General features: G+C 35.0%; 16 protein-coding genes and 1 other RNA gene. 14 read left to right on the top strand and 3 right to left on the bottom strand.

All coding sequences use genetic code 11. From position 1 onward, the window contains the following. Positions 1-356: 356 nt before the first annotated feature. Together COMX_RS05250 and ssrA are read right to left on the bottom strand one after the other, a co-directional pair. Positions 357-890 (bottom strand): SspB family protein, encoded by a 534-nt coding sequence (locus tag COMX_RS05250; RefSeq protein ID WP_034337799.1) that lies wholly within the window; start codon positions 888-890, stop codon positions 357-359. 55 nt (positions 891-945) lie between these two features. Beyond that, positions 946-1255: a transfer-messenger RNA gene (gene ssrA / locus COMX_RS10880) on the bottom strand. A gap of 144 nt (positions 1256-1399) precedes the next feature. Here ssrA and COMX_RS05245 point away from each other — a divergent pair. From COMX_RS05245 to COMX_RS05200, 14 genes are all read left to right on the top strand, one after another. Then, a complete protein-coding gene (locus COMX_RS05245; RefSeq protein ID WP_034337795.1) occupies positions 1400-2776 on the top strand; it encodes a hypothetical protein in 1377 nt (458 codons plus the stop codon). 114 nt (positions 2777-2890) lie between these two features. Continuing rightward, a complete protein-coding gene (locus COMX_RS05240; RefSeq protein WP_034337793.1) occupies positions 2891-4945 on the top strand; it encodes a hypothetical protein in 2055 nt (684 codons plus the stop codon). 196 nt (positions 4946-5141) lie between these two features. Further along, the gene (locus COMX_RS05235) at positions 5142-6521 is read left to right on the top strand and encodes a hypothetical protein (protein ID WP_152534160.1); all 1380 of its coding nucleotides are present in this window, start codon (positions 5142-5144) and stop codon (positions 6519-6521) included. 88 nt (positions 6522-6609) lie between these two features. Then, positions 6610-7536 carry an FAD-dependent thymidylate synthase gene (gene thyX, locus COMX_RS05230; RefSeq protein ID WP_034337777.1) on the top strand — a complete coding sequence of 309 codons (927 nt, stop codon included), beginning with the start codon at positions 6610-6612 and terminating at the stop codon, positions 7534-7536. Between the two features lie 30 nt (positions 7537-7566). After that, positions 7567-7707 carry a hypothetical protein gene (locus COMX_RS11080; protein ID WP_161631848.1) on the top strand — a complete coding sequence of 47 codons (141 nt, stop codon included), beginning with the start codon at positions 7567-7569 and terminating at the stop codon, positions 7705-7707. 274 nt (positions 7708-7981) lie between these two features. Beyond that, positions 7982-8971, top strand: coding sequence for a zinc-binding dehydrogenase (locus COMX_RS05225; RefSeq protein WP_034337773.1), 990 nt, complete (start codon positions 7982-7984; stop codon positions 8969-8971). A gap of 230 nt (positions 8972-9201) precedes the next feature. Beyond that, a complete protein-coding gene (locus COMX_RS05220) occupies positions 9202-10008 on the top strand; it encodes an SDR family oxidoreductase (RefSeq protein ID WP_051461891.1) in 807 nt (268 codons plus the stop codon). A 12-nt stretch (positions 10009-10020) separates the two neighbouring features. After that, positions 10021-10422, top strand: coding sequence for a dihydroneopterin aldolase (gene folB / locus COMX_RS05215; protein ID WP_034337770.1), 402 nt, complete (start codon positions 10021-10023; stop codon positions 10420-10422). Positions 10423-10425: 3 nt separating this feature from the next. Beyond that, positions 10426-11043, top strand: coding sequence for an ABC transporter ATP-binding protein (locus COMX_RS05210; RefSeq protein WP_051461890.1), 618 nt, complete (start codon positions 10426-10428; stop codon positions 11041-11043). Between the two features lie 65 nt (positions 11044-11108). Further along, on the top strand, positions 11109-11234 hold the full coding sequence (locus COMX_RS11365) for a hypothetical protein (protein WP_255343275.1): 126 nt from the start codon (positions 11109-11111) through the stop codon (positions 11232-11234). A gap of 39 nt (positions 11235-11273) precedes the next feature. Then, a complete protein-coding gene (locus tag COMX_RS11020; protein ID WP_152534159.1) occupies positions 11274-11429 on the top strand; it encodes a Sel1 repeat protein in 156 nt (51 codons plus the stop codon). A 77-nt stretch (positions 11430-11506) separates the two neighbouring features. Further along, positions 11507-11764: a hypothetical protein gene (locus COMX_RS10650; protein WP_051461889.1), complete on the top strand. Its 258-nt coding sequence runs from the start codon at positions 11507-11509 to the stop codon at positions 11762-11764. Positions 11765-11785: 21 nt separating this feature from the next. Next, complete coding sequence (locus tag COMX_RS05205) at positions 11786-12784, top strand: SEL1-like repeat protein (protein WP_255343279.1); 999 nt, start codon at positions 11786-11788, stop codon at positions 12782-12784. A 129-nt stretch (positions 12785-12913) separates the two neighbouring features. Continuing rightward, entirely contained in the window at positions 12914-13714 is an 801-nt protein-coding gene (locus COMX_RS05200) for an ABC transporter permease (RefSeq protein WP_034337767.1), read from the top strand. Positions 13715-14132: 418 nt separating this feature from the next. Here the strand turns inward: COMX_RS05200 and COMX_RS05195 are convergent, their stop codons facing one another. Next, a complete protein-coding gene (locus COMX_RS05195) occupies positions 14133-14453 on the bottom strand; it encodes an FYDLN acid domain-containing protein (protein WP_034337765.1) in 321 nt (106 codons plus the stop codon). Positions 14454-14480: the final 27 nt, after the last annotated feature.

Below are 14480 nucleotides of genomic sequence, written 5' to 3'. Positions count from 1 at the left end.
GAGAGTGTGAGATGATATGCTGTATTTTATTATAGTAATTAATCTCAATGTTTCGTTGGATTAAAAAAACCCCTCTTTTTACCGTTCATACAGAATAACACCAACTGAATTACTTTATCTTTCATCATTATCCTTATTACGTATTTGAACAGAATATAATGTTTGAGGATGATATGATTGGTTATGCTGGGTTTAGATGGAATTAATTACTGAAATTATATATAATAAATGGTATAGGTCTTACTTGGGCATTGCCAATATATATACAAACAGAGTTGCTGCATATATTTAACTAAAGACAATAGCTCTCAATCTTTATTGGTTTTTAATAAATATCACCAAATGAGAGATAAAATTTAATCGTGTTTTTTTCGAAATGCATCCAAACTAATGATTTGGCCTTCTTCTTTCTCTTCTGTATTTTTAGATGCTTCTTCATTGTTTTCATTTTCATTTTTTTCAGCAATGAGATTGTCAGCAACGCTGAGAATAGAAGGGGGCAACGCAGTAAACGTTAACAATAATTTAGCTTCTGGGTCAGAAAAAGCAGTAAACGCACCAAATGGAATCACCAAAATAGAGGCAACACCACCAAAAGATAATCCAACAGACATCTTTTTTTCTTGTTCATTAACAGTAAGATCCCAAAATTGATGTTGTAAAACAATAGTCATTTCATTGGGATATTGTGCTTTTAAACGAGAGGGAATAGAGACACCAGGATAAGTAGTGTCAAAAGTTAAATAAAGACTGTGATTACCAGGCAATCCACTTTGTGCAGCGTATTTGACAGCATTACGAGCAACTTGACGATAGGCAGCTTCGATCCATTCTTGATAGGGCAGTAAAATAGTTGGAGGGTTGCTATCAAAACCATCTGAATTCGTCATATTATAATTTGTCTCTATTAAGTATTAAGCAATTCATTATTTTCAATATATCAATAGTGAGGGGCTTCTGTTGCCCGGCGCACCCTCAGCCGCGCTTGTTACATTGGCTTATTAGGCCGCAACAGCGTGTGCCTCGAAATTATCGTTGGCATTTGTAAAATAAAGCCCGATAACGGCGGTACAATGCCGAGTAAAAAATATATCTTTACTACGCGTGTCGAGCCTGTTTCATCCCCATATATTTATGGTGGAGATGCCGGGTACTGCCCCCGGGTCCACTACGCTTATTCCATATACCGTTTATTACCATAGCTGGTAAAACCAACACTTTTAATATATGATGAATTCTCAAAGAAAAAAAGAGTAAATTTAAAATAAAAATAATTTTGTTTATTCTAAGAGCCATAAACTACTAAAATGATTTTTTTTTAGAGAAGAATTGTGTATAGTAAGGTGACGTTTATAATTGTTCTTGGGTTTAGATTTTAATAGTTTTAAGGGTGATCTTTATGAGTAAAGCTGCTGTTGTTGGTGCCGTTGTTATTATTGGCGTTGGTGTCGTTGGTGGAGGTGGATATTATTATATGTCCAACAAAGCAAACCAAGAGCTACAGAATACGATTAGTTTAATTGAAAAATCAGCACCAGGGCTTTCTATCAAATATGAAAGTTCCAGTGTCAGTCCATTTTCTCAATCAGCAACTTTGCAAAAACTGATTATCAAAGATAAAGATGGACAAGAATATACAGCAGATACATTGACTTTAAGCGGTGTATCTCATGGTAAGGTTGATACGATTGCAGTTGACAAATTCCATACAGAAATGCAGGGCGGAAAGATTGATGCTGCCCATATTGATGTTAAGAATCTAGATGTGCCTACTGGCGCAATCATTGTTGAAGATGGAAAAATTAAAAAGATTTATCCTTCAAAAATTAGCTTTGACTTATTAAATATTCAAAATGCAAGTGCTTTTGGTCCTGATAAAACAGGTGGGACTTTTGCTCAATATGAGTTAAAAAACTATGGATTGAAACGTAATTCGGATCAAGTTTTAAAACAAGTTGATGTTAAAGCAACCACAGACGGTAAAGAATTTTTAAAATTAAATCAGGTCCAAGTGAACGGTCTTGATTTGGCAGGTATAATAGAGCTGGTCGAACAGGGGCAAAAACCAAGAGCAATTTCTGGACAACCTAGCAAAGGAACCCTTGAAGGGTTAACAGCGCATGTTGATGATCAGGATTGGTCACTTGATAAATTTGAAACAGATAATTCTGTTGCTGCGAATGGTGATTTAAAAAGCTCTGCTGTATTCTCTGGTTTTAAAGTTTCTACTGCACATAATGCAAGATTATTCCTTTTAAAAGAAATGGGCTATGATCAAATTGACGTTTCTGGAAATATTTCTGGTAACTACATTAAAGCAAAACAAGAATGGTCTTTTACACCATTTGATATTTCTATTAAAGACGTCGGTAATTTAAATGCAAATATGCAATTTACGGCACCAGAAGATCTTTCTAATGTTGACCCTCAAGAGGTAATGAGCAGTTACAAGTTAATTTCTTTAAAAGTTACGTTGCAAAACAAAGGGTTGCTTGAAAAGATTTTTGCTAAAACAGCTAAAGAAAAAAATATTACTGCTGATCAAGCCAAGGAAAATATCGTGACAATGATCAAGCAAGATGCTCAAACAGCAACTATTCCTGTTCAAAAACAAGGGGATGAAGCTTTCATTGCGCTTATTAATGATCCTAAGCAGTCTTTGGTTATTCAAGTTAAACCAGCACAACCTGTTACAGCATTAGAATTGATGGGCAAATCTCAATCTGAGATATTGGACGCATTAAATTTAAGTATTAAAGCAGAGGCCACAAAATAATTTTTTGTTAGAAATAAAATAACGTTGATTATTGTAAAAGCTGTAGAGGCATATTGTGTTTCTACAGCTTTTTTTTAAAAGAATATAATATATAGATTAAATAAGGTGGTTTATATGAGTAAAGCTGTGGTTATTGGTGCGGTTGTAGTTGTTGGTGTTGGTGTAGTTGGAGGGGGTGGATATTATTATGTATCTCAGCAAGCAGAAAAAAAATTCCAAGAAAAGATTGAGTTGATTAAAAGTTCTTTTCCTGGGGTTGCGATTACCTATGCTGATCATCATATTAATGTTTTCTCTCAGGAAACAACAATAGATAAAGTTGTTTTAAAAGATAAAGATAATACTGTTTATACGGCAGATAAAGTCAGTGCAGTTTTGGGTTCTGAGTATGAAATTAAGAAGCTAAATATAGATAAGTTAGCAATAAAAAAAGAAAGAGATACAGAAGCCCCTTTCACCATTGGGTATATTGAGATTGCCAATGCCAAAGCAGATGCTGGGTGGATTGTGTTAGAAGATGGTAAAATAAAAAAAATTGTTCCATCGAAGATCAGTTTTGGATTGCTAAATATTCAAAATTTTAGATTTAAAGATAAATATAGTCCTGAGTTTAAAATTACTCAATATCAAATGAAGAATTATGGGTTAGATCAAAAGACAGATATTTTGCTGAAAGACTTTACTTCTAAGGACGGAAGAAATGATTTTTCAATAGGGTCTTTTAACATTGATCAAGTGAATTTGGCGGAAATATCCAAAAGACAAGAAGAATTTTTTGCGGACGAAAATAATTATAGATCAGTGAATGCTGTAACTAACGGTCTAATTCAGCAGTTGTCCACGATGCAGTTTAGTACGTTGAATGTTGAAAATTTGCAATATAAAGATGCATATAACACGACGTTCAAAATGGCTCAATACCAGATAAAAGAGTATGGGTTGGATAAAAAGACTGATATTTTGCTAAAAGATTTGTCTATTAAAGACAGAAAAGATGATTTTTCACTTGGGGCTTTTAACATTAATCAAATCAATTTAGCAGATATTGTAAAAAGTCAAGCAGAGTATTCAGTAGGTGAAAATAATCACAGATCATTGAATGATGAATTCAAAAGAGTCTTTCATACTTTATCGATGGTGCAGTTTAATTTGTTCAGCATCGATAATTTGCAATTTAAAGATTATAATTCTGCGTTTAAAATTGCTCAATATCAAATGAAAGATTACGGGGTGGGACGTAAGACCAGCCAGTCTTTAAAAGATTTTTCTGTAAATATTCCAATATATAACAAAATAGCAGTATCGTTAGCATCTTATGAAAATTCTGGAGTGGATTTGGCAACGATAATGAAGGTGTTTGGATCTCAGTCTTTTGACTTGAATAATCTTAATGATCTCAGCAAAAAAATGAGAGATGTACAACAAGAATATATTCGAAAATTGGGTGGAATTCAAGGAGTGACTAAAGCTGCAGGTTTTAAATTCTCTGTGGGTGAGGATTTTGCTTCGCTTGGTACACTGACAGTAAATTCAAATTTGGATAAACAAGGAAAATCAGATCAAACTTATGCTTTTGATAATCTAGAATTTTCTGTGCTAGATTCAAATTATGGTGAGTACTGGGATATTTTTAGGCAGATGGGATATAAAACAATATCTGCTTCTGGAAGTGTAAATGTGCAATATCAAAATGATACAAATGGCTTATCTGTATCGTTAAATAATTTAGTATTTAAAGATATTGGAAAGATTAATGCGACTTTACAGGGGAATATTCCACTAGATATTGTTTATCGTTCTCCAGAATCTATTTTATCGAACCCTAATGCTAAATTTAAAGAATTTAGTGTGGTTATACAAAATACAGGTATATTTGAAAGACTGTTAAAGTTAGGTAGTCAAAAACAAGGAAAAACAGAAGCAGAAGTTAAAGAATCTATGGTTTCATCTGTGAAAGAAGTTATGCAAGGTCAAAAAGAAATTCCTGCATCTTTTGCTGAGGATACAGTAAAAACACTTGAATCTTTTATGCAAAACCCACAAAAAACAGAGATTCAATTTTCATCATTGCCAGCAGCTCCTATTTCTGCAGCTAATATAAATGATAAAAGTCCTACAGAGTTATTTGGTATGTTCAATCTTAAAATCCAAGCTGTTCCTGTAAAGTAGATTGTAAATATAATTTTTTATCAAGCCATGAAGTTATTGTCATGGCTTTTTTCGGGATTTATGTGAATAGTAATAATTAAATAAAATTTTGTTTCTTTGTTTTTTTATTCTATGCTTAACAAATAACAGATTTAAAAAACTAACTCGTTATACTCAGGTTGCGAATATTATTTATAGCATGAAAAAGAAGTTCTTATTGATACTGGTGATTCTCTCTCTATTTGTGTGGATAGGGATCAAGGGATACCAAGTTGCTCATTCTCATGCACAAAATGCACTGCACCACGTGCAATCCAGATTACAACAAATAGTAGGCTCTAATGGGCATTATTCTTATTCCAATGCTCATATCAGTTGGTTAACACAGTCTGTTGTTATCACAGATGTTCGTTTGTCACTGTCTAACGATGTAATGATTACTATTCGAAAAATCCGTGCAGCTCCAAAAGACACTGGTAGTGTCAGTAGCCTAGATATGGATAATATTGAGGTCAAATCCCCTGACTTATCGGCAAATATTGCTTCGGTTTCATTCAGTAATCTCACAATTCCTGCGTTTACTAAGGAAAATAAAGGGTTGGTATTATCTTGGTCTGATATTTGGAATATTTCTTTTGAACAAGGGAATATGAAAGGGGCTTATTTTTATACAAAATGGGGTAAGTTCAAGTTAGGGAGTTGGAATATAGCGAGACAAGGATCAGCAAAAAAACGTCCTTATTTATTTTATAATGTCGATATTGCTCCGGCTATCAAAACAGGGCAAACGGCATCTTTGGATGCGCTTCATTTTGATCAACTGATTTGGGAAATGTCTAATGATCGCAAGTTTAATGAAAAAGAATTTTTTTCTTCATTTTTAACAAGCACAGATTTTTTCTTTAAAGCCTATAATATGATTGGGTTTCGTGATCATAAAAAACGTGTATCAATTGGACAGTTAAATATTCATCTTTCTCGTCAAGAAACAACTTGGGATGGTGAAATTTTAGCTGATAAATTAGATTATGATTTAACCTCTTCTTTTAGCCTTTTTGCCGAATATTTAAAAAGATTAGGTTATGAGCATATTAATGGGGCTTTTCATTCTAATTTTACTTATTATACCAAGGATTCATTGTTTTCTTTGCATAAATTTAATTATTTTGGCTATGATTTTCTGGGGCTTTACTTGCAAAGCCGTTTTTATATCGACCCAAAAACTTTTGATTTTTACAAAGTCAATTGGTCCAATAGCATCTTATTAAAATCAATGGTGTTATCAGTTTATGATGCAGGTTTAAAAAAACGTCTATTTTCGATTATAGCAAAAACTTCTGGTAAAACAGAAAAAAAGATTTATGATGAAACGTTGGCTAAGTTCTCGGAATTTGCCAAAGGGAAAGATTTCGAGCTTGATCGTCAACTTTATTCGGCTTTAACAGATATTTTATTAAATCCTAGACATATGATGCGATTAGCAATTACGTTTGAAACTCCAGAACGTATTAACACTTTGTTGAATATGAATTTTCTAGACTTTTTCAAGTTAATAAATCAAGATAACATGACGATAACAGCGATACCTAAAAATTAGTTATTTCAGTGGGTATTCATGGCGATAGTTGTGGTTTATAAAGAAAGCACTTTTTTGCATTTTTTATTTTAAATATAGCGGGATGAACATGCCTCTTACAGCAGAACAACAAGCAGAAATTAATTCTCAATCTAATATACAAATACCAACTAAACGCCCTGTTTCCCCAGGGTTGGAGGCGATGCTGTTCAAAGCATTACCTGTTCTAGATCATGGTTTTATTCGCGTTGTTGATTATATGGGGGATGATTCGTCTATTGTTCAAGCTGCACGAGTGTCTTATGGTGCTGGAACCAAGAAAGTATCAGAAGATCGTGGATTAATTCGTTATTTAATGCGCCATCATCACACAACGCCGTTTGAAATGTGCGAGATTAAATATCACGTACGCCTACCAATTTTTGTTGCCCGTCAATGGATACGTCATCGCACTGCTAGTGTGAATGAATATTCTGCACGATATTCCATTATGGATCGTGAGTTTTATATTCCTGAACCAGAAGCCTTAGCAGCTCAAAGTGTAGTGAATAATCAAGGTAGAGGAGATGTCTTATCATCCGAACAAGCTGCCGCAGTTATCCAATTATTAAAACAAGATGCTCAACAATGTTATGATCATTATGAAACTATGTTGAATCCAGCTGAAGAAGGTGGTTACGGGTTGGCTCGTGAATTGGCTAGGATGAATTTAACATTAAATAGTTATAGTCAATGGTATTGGAAGATTAATCTTCATAATTTGTTTCATTTTCTGCAATTGCGTATTGACCCGCATGCTCAATATGAAATCAGAGTTTATGCTGAGGCCATGTTAAAAACCCTACAAGCTTGGGTACCGATTGCTTGTGAGGCTTTTGAGGATTACCGTCGCGGTGCGGTTACTTTTTCAGCTTCTATGATGAAGGTTTTAGGTAAAATGCTTGGTGGTGAAGTTGTTGAGCAGGCTGATAGTGGTTTAACAAAACGTGAATGGACGGAAATGATGCAAATGCTTGCGCCGTATCATCAAAAATAAGTATTATTATGACGAATAGGGAAGAATAAAGTGCAAAAAATTATTTATTGTGGTGCCATTGCTTTATTGTTTATTATTGTAATAGCTGCTATGTGGTTCCTCCCTATCGGTCGTGATTTACAGGTGGATAAAGATTATTTACATCAATCAGTTATTCCAAATTCTAATTAGTCAAATTTTGTAAAGTATTCATTTAATTAAATCGCTAATTGGATTATAGTTTTTAATATGATCTAAAGTTGCTGATGATTTACATAAGTTATATAAATGCTGTAATTAAGAAATTATTATGTTGTTATTTACAAGATTTTATAAGAGATAATTTTTTTAGGTCAGTAATTCAAAATTGCCAAGTTGATATGTACTAAGGGCTTATGACTGAAATAAAGTCATCTTTCAAATAATTAAATTAAGAATTCAAAAAAAATCTTGTAGAGGGAAAAAGATGTTCATTGAGACTAAGGCTTGGCATTGGTATGGTTCAGACAATCCAATGGAATTAGATTTAAAAACATACCAAATGGGTCCTTTAGCAGATCATCAAGTATTAATTGAAAATAGAGCAATAGGATTAAATCCTGTTGATTGGAAATTAATGTTAGGGTTTTCCAAAGATTGGAAACAAGGTCAAATTCCAGGTGTAGATGGTATGGGAGTTGTCGTAGCTGTTGGTAAAGATATGCGTCATATTCGTATTGGCTCACGATATACTTATCATACTGATCTTCGCTTTCCAGGCAGTTTCAGCCACCACATAGTGGTTGATGGGCGTGCTCTGATTGCTGTACCTGATCGACTAAACAATGTCTCTGCAGCTGCTTTTCCTTGTCCAGGTTTAACAGCATGGCAAGCTTTCCAAAAAACTTCAAATCTTGGAGGAAAATCAGTTTTGGTTAATGGTGCAGGGGGCGGTGTTGGTAGTCTTTTGACACAATTATTAATTGATGCTGGGGCTAAAGTTTACGTAACTGCCAGTTCACATCGCCATCAAATGTTGCGCAGTTATGGAGCAATTGCAACGTTTGACTATCATGATCAAGATTGGCATCAACAATTGCAAAAAGCTTTGGCAGGGCAGCCACTTTATGCAGCATATGATACAGTAAATGGTCAAAGTGCAGCAGAAATTGCCCCTTTATTAGGGTTTTATGGGCATTTGATTTGTATTCAAGATAGAATAGAAAAAGCCCCATTGCCTGCATTTACAACCAGTATTTCTTTACATGAAATTGCTTTGGCTTCAACACATGTCTTTGGCAATGATCAGCAATGGGCATGCTTGGTGCAAGATGGACAACTGTTACTTAATCACATTGCTGATTATAAATTACACTTGCCACAGATACATACCGTGCAATTTGAAGATATTCCAGAAGTTTTGTCATCATTAAAACAAAATAATAATGGAATAAAATATGTGGCTTGTATTAATTAAAAAATTAAAATAACCAAAGCTTTTAACAATATCAGTGAGGTGAAAAAACGGTTAAATAATATATTTATTTCATAAGATAGAAGTATAATAGTAGAGTGTTTATTTGATGCTGATAATAACGGTATATTCTGACTTTTATATTATATGAAATATATATTAAAAAAGTTAAAATTTAACAAAAGATATGCAAACTATGGTCAAAGCCAATAATAGTTGAAAATGAGGTTTAAATGGATGGTAGTTTATTACTAAATGATTTTTTCTTGGTTCCACAAACAATCCCCAAAGTGGCATTGATTACAGGGGCTACTATTAGGTTAGGAAGAGAGATAGCCTTGACGTTGGCAAGGGTTGGCTTTGATGTTGCTATTCATGCACGCTGTCATACTGTTCAGGCTGATCAAGTCTTACAAGAAATCCAAGATCTAGGTCGTTCTGCTATTTTATTAACAGCAGAGCTTTCTAATCCTGATGAAGTAGGCTTTTTGATAGAACAAGCTACTCAAAAGTTGGGGCCAATAGGTGTATTGGTTAATAATGCCAGTGTTTTTGATCGGGATGAATGGGATACTGTAACGTTAGAAACGTGGCAACATCATCAAAACCCTAATTTGTGGGCACCTTTTCAATTAATTCAAGATTTTGCAAAGGCTCTTCCTACTGGTGCAGAAGGATGTGTGATCAATATGCTGGATCAACGTGTTTGGTCACTAACCCCTCATTTTGTCAGTTACACTATTTCTAAAGCAGCTTTATGGACGTTGACGCAAACAATGGCTTTAGCGCTGGCATCAAAATCTATTCGGGTGAATGCAATCGGCCCAGGCCCAGCCATGGCGCACAAGCGGCAAAGTGATGAACAATTTAATCGTCAGTGCCAGTCGACACCTTTGGGACAAGGTACCTCTTCACAAGAAGTGGCAAGAGCAGTATTAGGGTTGCTTTGCTTACCATCAGTGACGGGTCAAATGCTTGCATTGGATGGTGGGCAGCATTTACAATGGTCTCCTGCGCTAGGGGTTTATAATGATGAGTAATAGAATTTAAAAATGAGTTTTTTTCCTTCATGGTCAAATAGACCAGCACTAAGGCGTATTTTTATTAAAGATTTAGTTCTACAAGCTCGAATTGGGGTTTATCCTTTTGAGCAGGAAACTACGCAACGCTTACAGGTTAATATTTCTATTGGAGTGATAGAGGAAAAAGGCGTAGGTATTGATGATATTGCCCGCACTGTTTCTTATGAAGATATTACCAATCAGGTTAAAACGATTATAAGAAATACACATTTTCATTTAGTTGAAACATTGGCAGAAACAATTGTTGAAACAATTTTAGAAGATAAACGTGTCTATGTAGCGCGTGTGATGCTAGAAAAACTGGATATTATTTCTGAAGCGCAAGCTGTGGGCGTTGAAATAGAGCGTTGGAATGAGGATACTCAGATTTAAAGAATGATTGAAGCCAGCAAAGATTCTGTTTTATCAATTAAAAAAATATCTGCTCTTGATCAGGGACCATATTCCCTTGAGGTTGCTAGTGGTGATTGTATTGTGATTACAGGGGAATCTGGTGTGGGTAAATCAGTTTTCTTGCGAATGATTGCCGATTTAATCCCTAATGAAGGCCAAGTGTTTTTAGATGATAAAGAACGTAATTTTTTTCCGGCACCAGAATGGCGTAAACGCGTAACTTATATTGCAGCTGAATCTGGATGGTGGGCGCAAACGGTTAAAGAACATTTTGCTAACCTTGATTTAGTGCGCTATTGGTTACCTAAATTTAACTTAAAAGAAACATTGCTGGATGCAGATATTCTACAACTTTCAACGGGTGAAAAGCAACGAATGGCATTATTAAGAGCGATCTCTGCGAAAGTTCGTTTTTTATTACTTGATGAAATAACGTCTGCATTAGACCCCAAAACAGTATTGGTTGTAGAGAAATGTGTGCAAGAGTTACAACAGCAAAATATCGGTATTTTGTTGGTCTCTCATAATATGGAACAAGTGCAACGGCTGGCAACAAGGCATTATCAGTTAACAGCAGATCAGTTAGTTCTTTGTGAATAGTTATAAAAAACTAATTGATAGTTCAAATGGTTTTCAGGGTGTCCAATGATGGAAACTTTTAAAAATTGATTCAAAAGAATAAGGTTATCAATGCAGATCAATTAAAAGCAGTACATCAAAAAGCCGCAGATGAAGGGGATAGTGAAGCACTATTTATACTTAGTTTCTTTTATGAAATATTTAAAGAATAAGATCCAGTAATTAAATATTATACTAAAGCTGTTGAACAAATGAATGATAGGGCGGAATTGGATCTTGAGTATATGGATGCTGATGGTCGTGGTGTTGACCAAAAATTATCAAAAGCCAGAGAATATCATAAGCAAGCCTGCTTTAATAAGTCACAAGCGTGTTGTTATGATTATGAAAGACTAGAGCAAGAGTAAAGTTTCTATGGGTTAAATATTGGACAAAATTGTCTAACTTGTTTTATATGATTTAACAAGTGTAGGGATATTCAGTTATGAGCTTTTTTAAAAAATTCTTTTTACAGTTCAGAAGAAATACGAATAAAGAAACACAATTTATTGATACGTATTCCAACCTTAATCAACAGGACATCGCACAGTTAGAGCAAGAAGCAGGTTTGGAAGCCGCAGAAATCCAGAAAAATATGGGTAAACTCTTCAGAAATAGCGCAAGCGAACAAACTCAATTGATTAATATTCACTCTCATCTTAGTCAACAAGACATTCTAGAATTAGAGCAAGAAGTCGATTGAGGGGATGCTGTATCCCAAAGAATATTGGGGCAACTATATGAAGATAGTGATTTTTTTCCTCCAGATTATGAAAAAGCTCGCCTATTATATCAACAAGCCGCAGACCAAGGGGATGCAGAAGCTCAGTTTAACCTTGCCTATATGTATGATTATGGTGTTGGTATTTCCAGAAATCATCTGACGGCAATGTTTTATTACTTACAATCTGGGGATCAAGGATATGTAAAAGCACAATTTAAGCTTGGGGAAATATATAGTCTGGGTTATGACGTTCCTCAGAATGCTAATAGAGCAATTGAATGGTATCGCAAAGCCGCAGATCAAGGTCATATAAAAGCACAATTTCAACTTGGTGAAATATATCACGATGGTGATGATGTTCCTCAGAATATCGATGCAGCAATAAAATGGTATCAACAAGCTGCAGACCAAGGAGATGCTTTAGCACAATATAGAATGGGGTCTGCTTATTATGCGGGTCAAGGGGTTTGCGAAAGCTATCAAAAGGCACTGGTTTGGTATCAAAAAGCCGCAGATCAAGGGGATGTTGATTCTCAATATAATCTTGGTCATATGCACGAACAAGGGCTTGGTGTGCCACAGGATTATGTAAAAGCAATGATATGGTATCTCAAGGCTGCGGATCAAGAGGATGAGGGTGCGCAATATAATATTGGATTGATGTACAGGCATGGGCAAGGGGTTCCACAGGACTATGCAAAAGCGATTGAATGGTATCAACAGGCTGCAGATCAAGGCCATGCGTCTGCATGTTATAATTTGGGTTTAATTTATAGCGAAGGCGAATGGGTTCCACAGGATTATGAAAAGGCAATAGAGTATTTTATGGATGCAGCTCGTCAGGATCATGCTTCGGCACAATATAATATTGGTGTTATGTATGAAAATGGGGAGGGAGTCGCTCAAGATAATGAAAAAGCCAAAGAATATTATAAACAAGCCTGTTTAAATGAATCACAGGATGGTTGTGATGCTTATAAGAGGCTTAATAACGAGTAGAGTAAATATAGTTTAAAAGATTGCATATTATGTTGTGGTTTGACTTTTTAATATCAAATACGTCTTAGCATCTCATCAGAATTCATTTATAACAGCCAACAGTAATTACTTTATAAGCGTATATTTTAAATGAATGGCTATATCCATCTCAGCTTTATTGATCTTTCTTTGGCGACATCGTTATTATTGTTCATTACAATTTTATCGATGGTGTTATCGATTGGTATAGGGCGAACTGTTATAATTGCTGCCACTCGGTTGGTACTGCAATTATTATTGGTAGGTTTTATATTATTAAAAGTCTTTGCATTACAATCTTTTTGGTACAGCCTGTTGGTTGTTATTGTGATGATGCTGGCTGCCAGCCGAGAGATCGTTGCTCGTCTTAAATCAGGAATAAAATGGCGCTGGACTTTGGGTATAAGTGGCACAGTAACGGGTATTGTGACATTGATTGTAAGCTTTGTTGCTTTGAATACAGCATTGCGCCCGCATCCTTGGTATGATGCGAAATATTTTATTCCTTTAACGGGAATGATCTTGGGGAATGTGATGAGTGCAGCCTCTTTGTCTTTAAAAGGGTTGCTGGATATCATCCAAAGAGAGCAGCGAACCATTGAGGCACGTTTGGCGTTGGGGTATACACGTGGGGAAACTTTTAATCCATTGATACGTCAGGCGGTGGTGATTGGAATTATGCCCTTAATTAATCAAATGTCTGCCGCAGGGATTGTAACGTTACCAGGAACGATGTCTGGGCAAATTTTGGCGGGAATAAATCCTTTTGATGCAGCAAAATACCAGATTTTATTAATGCTGCTTATTTCGAGTGCGGGGATTTTAGCTGCAATTGGGGTATCTTTTCTGGCGGTTTTACGCATTACAGACCACAGAGACAGGTTGAGAATAGATCATTTATTTAAAAAATAATTATTTAATAAAGCTGTTTATAATCAAGAACAGCTTCAATACTTGTTAAAGATACATTTGCACTTATGTAGCGAAAAAACCGAAGAGGAATATCCTGGTGCCAAGGAACAAGATGATGGTGATAACCATGCAAAAAATGGTTGTAGTAAAGGATTTATACTTATTAATATAGTTAAGTTTTTTTGCTAAGAGGGGGAAGGTGAACTCGAAGAATATTTGAAAATATGGCTTATTCCTGGCGCTAAAAATACGTAAAACAAATATTGACCAAGTTTATGTCTTTAACATTGGTATGATAAATATTACAATCTTAGTGATCGCGTATATCTATCGTGAAGTTTCGATTATACTAGGACAATAAAAAAGACTTTGAAAAAAGTTCAAAGCCTTTATTTAAAAAGTTGATATAAATCTGTTTTTAAGAATCGTCGTCTCTGCCATCATCTTTGATAACTTCGATTTCAGAGCCGATTGTATCGTCATCATCTTCAAGATCTGAAGTGTCTTCGATCACAGTATCAACATCTGTATCATCTGTATCTAAATCATCTGTATCTATAGAAGTATCTAAACCTTTATTATGAATAGTATCATCTTCTTCTGGAGGACGGCCACGGGGCAGTTCGACAGGTTGTTCAGTGCTGCATTTAGGGCATACAGGTGGCATTTTGTTAAGATCATAAAAACGAGTACCACATGAACAACATACTCGTTTAATACCCAACTCTATTTTAACCATTGATTTATTCTACCTCTAACCAATAAA

It is taken from the genome of Commensalibacter papalotli (ex Servin-Garciduenas et al. 2014), from assembly GCF_000527695.1.
GTDB classification, from domain to species: Bacteria; Pseudomonadota; Alphaproteobacteria; order Acetobacterales; family Acetobacteraceae; genus Commensalibacter; species Commensalibacter papalotli.
The sequence above is the reverse complement of the archived record's forward strand: the minus strand, read 5'-3'. Positions and strand labels throughout refer to the sequence as shown.

Bases quoted from the DNA above. Each gene is read 5' to 3' on its own strand.
- thyX (WP_034337777.1), top strand. From the start codon at position 6,610: ATGCCTCTTACAGCAGAACAACAAGCAGAAATTAATTCTCAATCTAAT.
- COMX_RS05220 (WP_051461891.1), top strand. From the start codon at position 9,202: ATGGATGGTAGTTTATTACTAAATGATTTTTTCTTGGTTCCACAAACA.
- COMX_RS05245 (WP_034337795.1), top strand. From the start codon at position 1,400: ATGAGTAAAGCTGCTGTTGTTGGTGCCGTTGTTATTATTGGCGTTGGT.
- COMX_RS10650 (WP_051461889.1), top strand. From the start codon at position 11,507: ATGAGCTTTTTTAAAAAATTCTTTTTACAGTTCAGAAGAAATACGAAT.
- COMX_RS05240 (WP_034337793.1), top strand. From the start codon at position 2,891: ATGAGTAAAGCTGTGGTTATTGGTGCGGTTGTAGTTGTTGGTGTTGGT.
- folB (WP_034337770.1), top strand. From the start codon at position 10,021: ATGAGTTTTTTTCCTTCATGGTCAAATAGACCAGCACTAAGGCGTATT.
- COMX_RS05210 (WP_051461890.1), top strand. From the start codon at position 10,426: ATGATTGAAGCCAGCAAAGATTCTGTTTTATCAATTAAAAAAATATCT.
- COMX_RS05200 (WP_034337767.1), top strand. From the start codon at position 12,914: ATGAATGGCTATATCCATCTCAGCTTTATTGATCTTTCTTTGGCGACA.
- COMX_RS05195 (WP_034337765.1), bottom strand. From the start codon at position 14,453: ATGGTTAAAATAGAGTTGGGTATTAAACGAGTATGTTGTTCATGTGGT.
- COMX_RS05250 (WP_034337799.1), bottom strand. From the start codon at position 890: ATGACGAATTCAGATGGTTTTGATAGCAACCCTCCAACTATTTTACTG.
- COMX_RS05225 (WP_034337773.1), top strand. From the start codon at position 7,982: ATGTTCATTGAGACTAAGGCTTGGCATTGGTATGGTTCAGACAATCCA.
- COMX_RS11020 (WP_152534159.1), top strand. From the start codon at position 11,274: ATGAATGATAGGGCGGAATTGGATCTTGAGTATATGGATGCTGATGGT.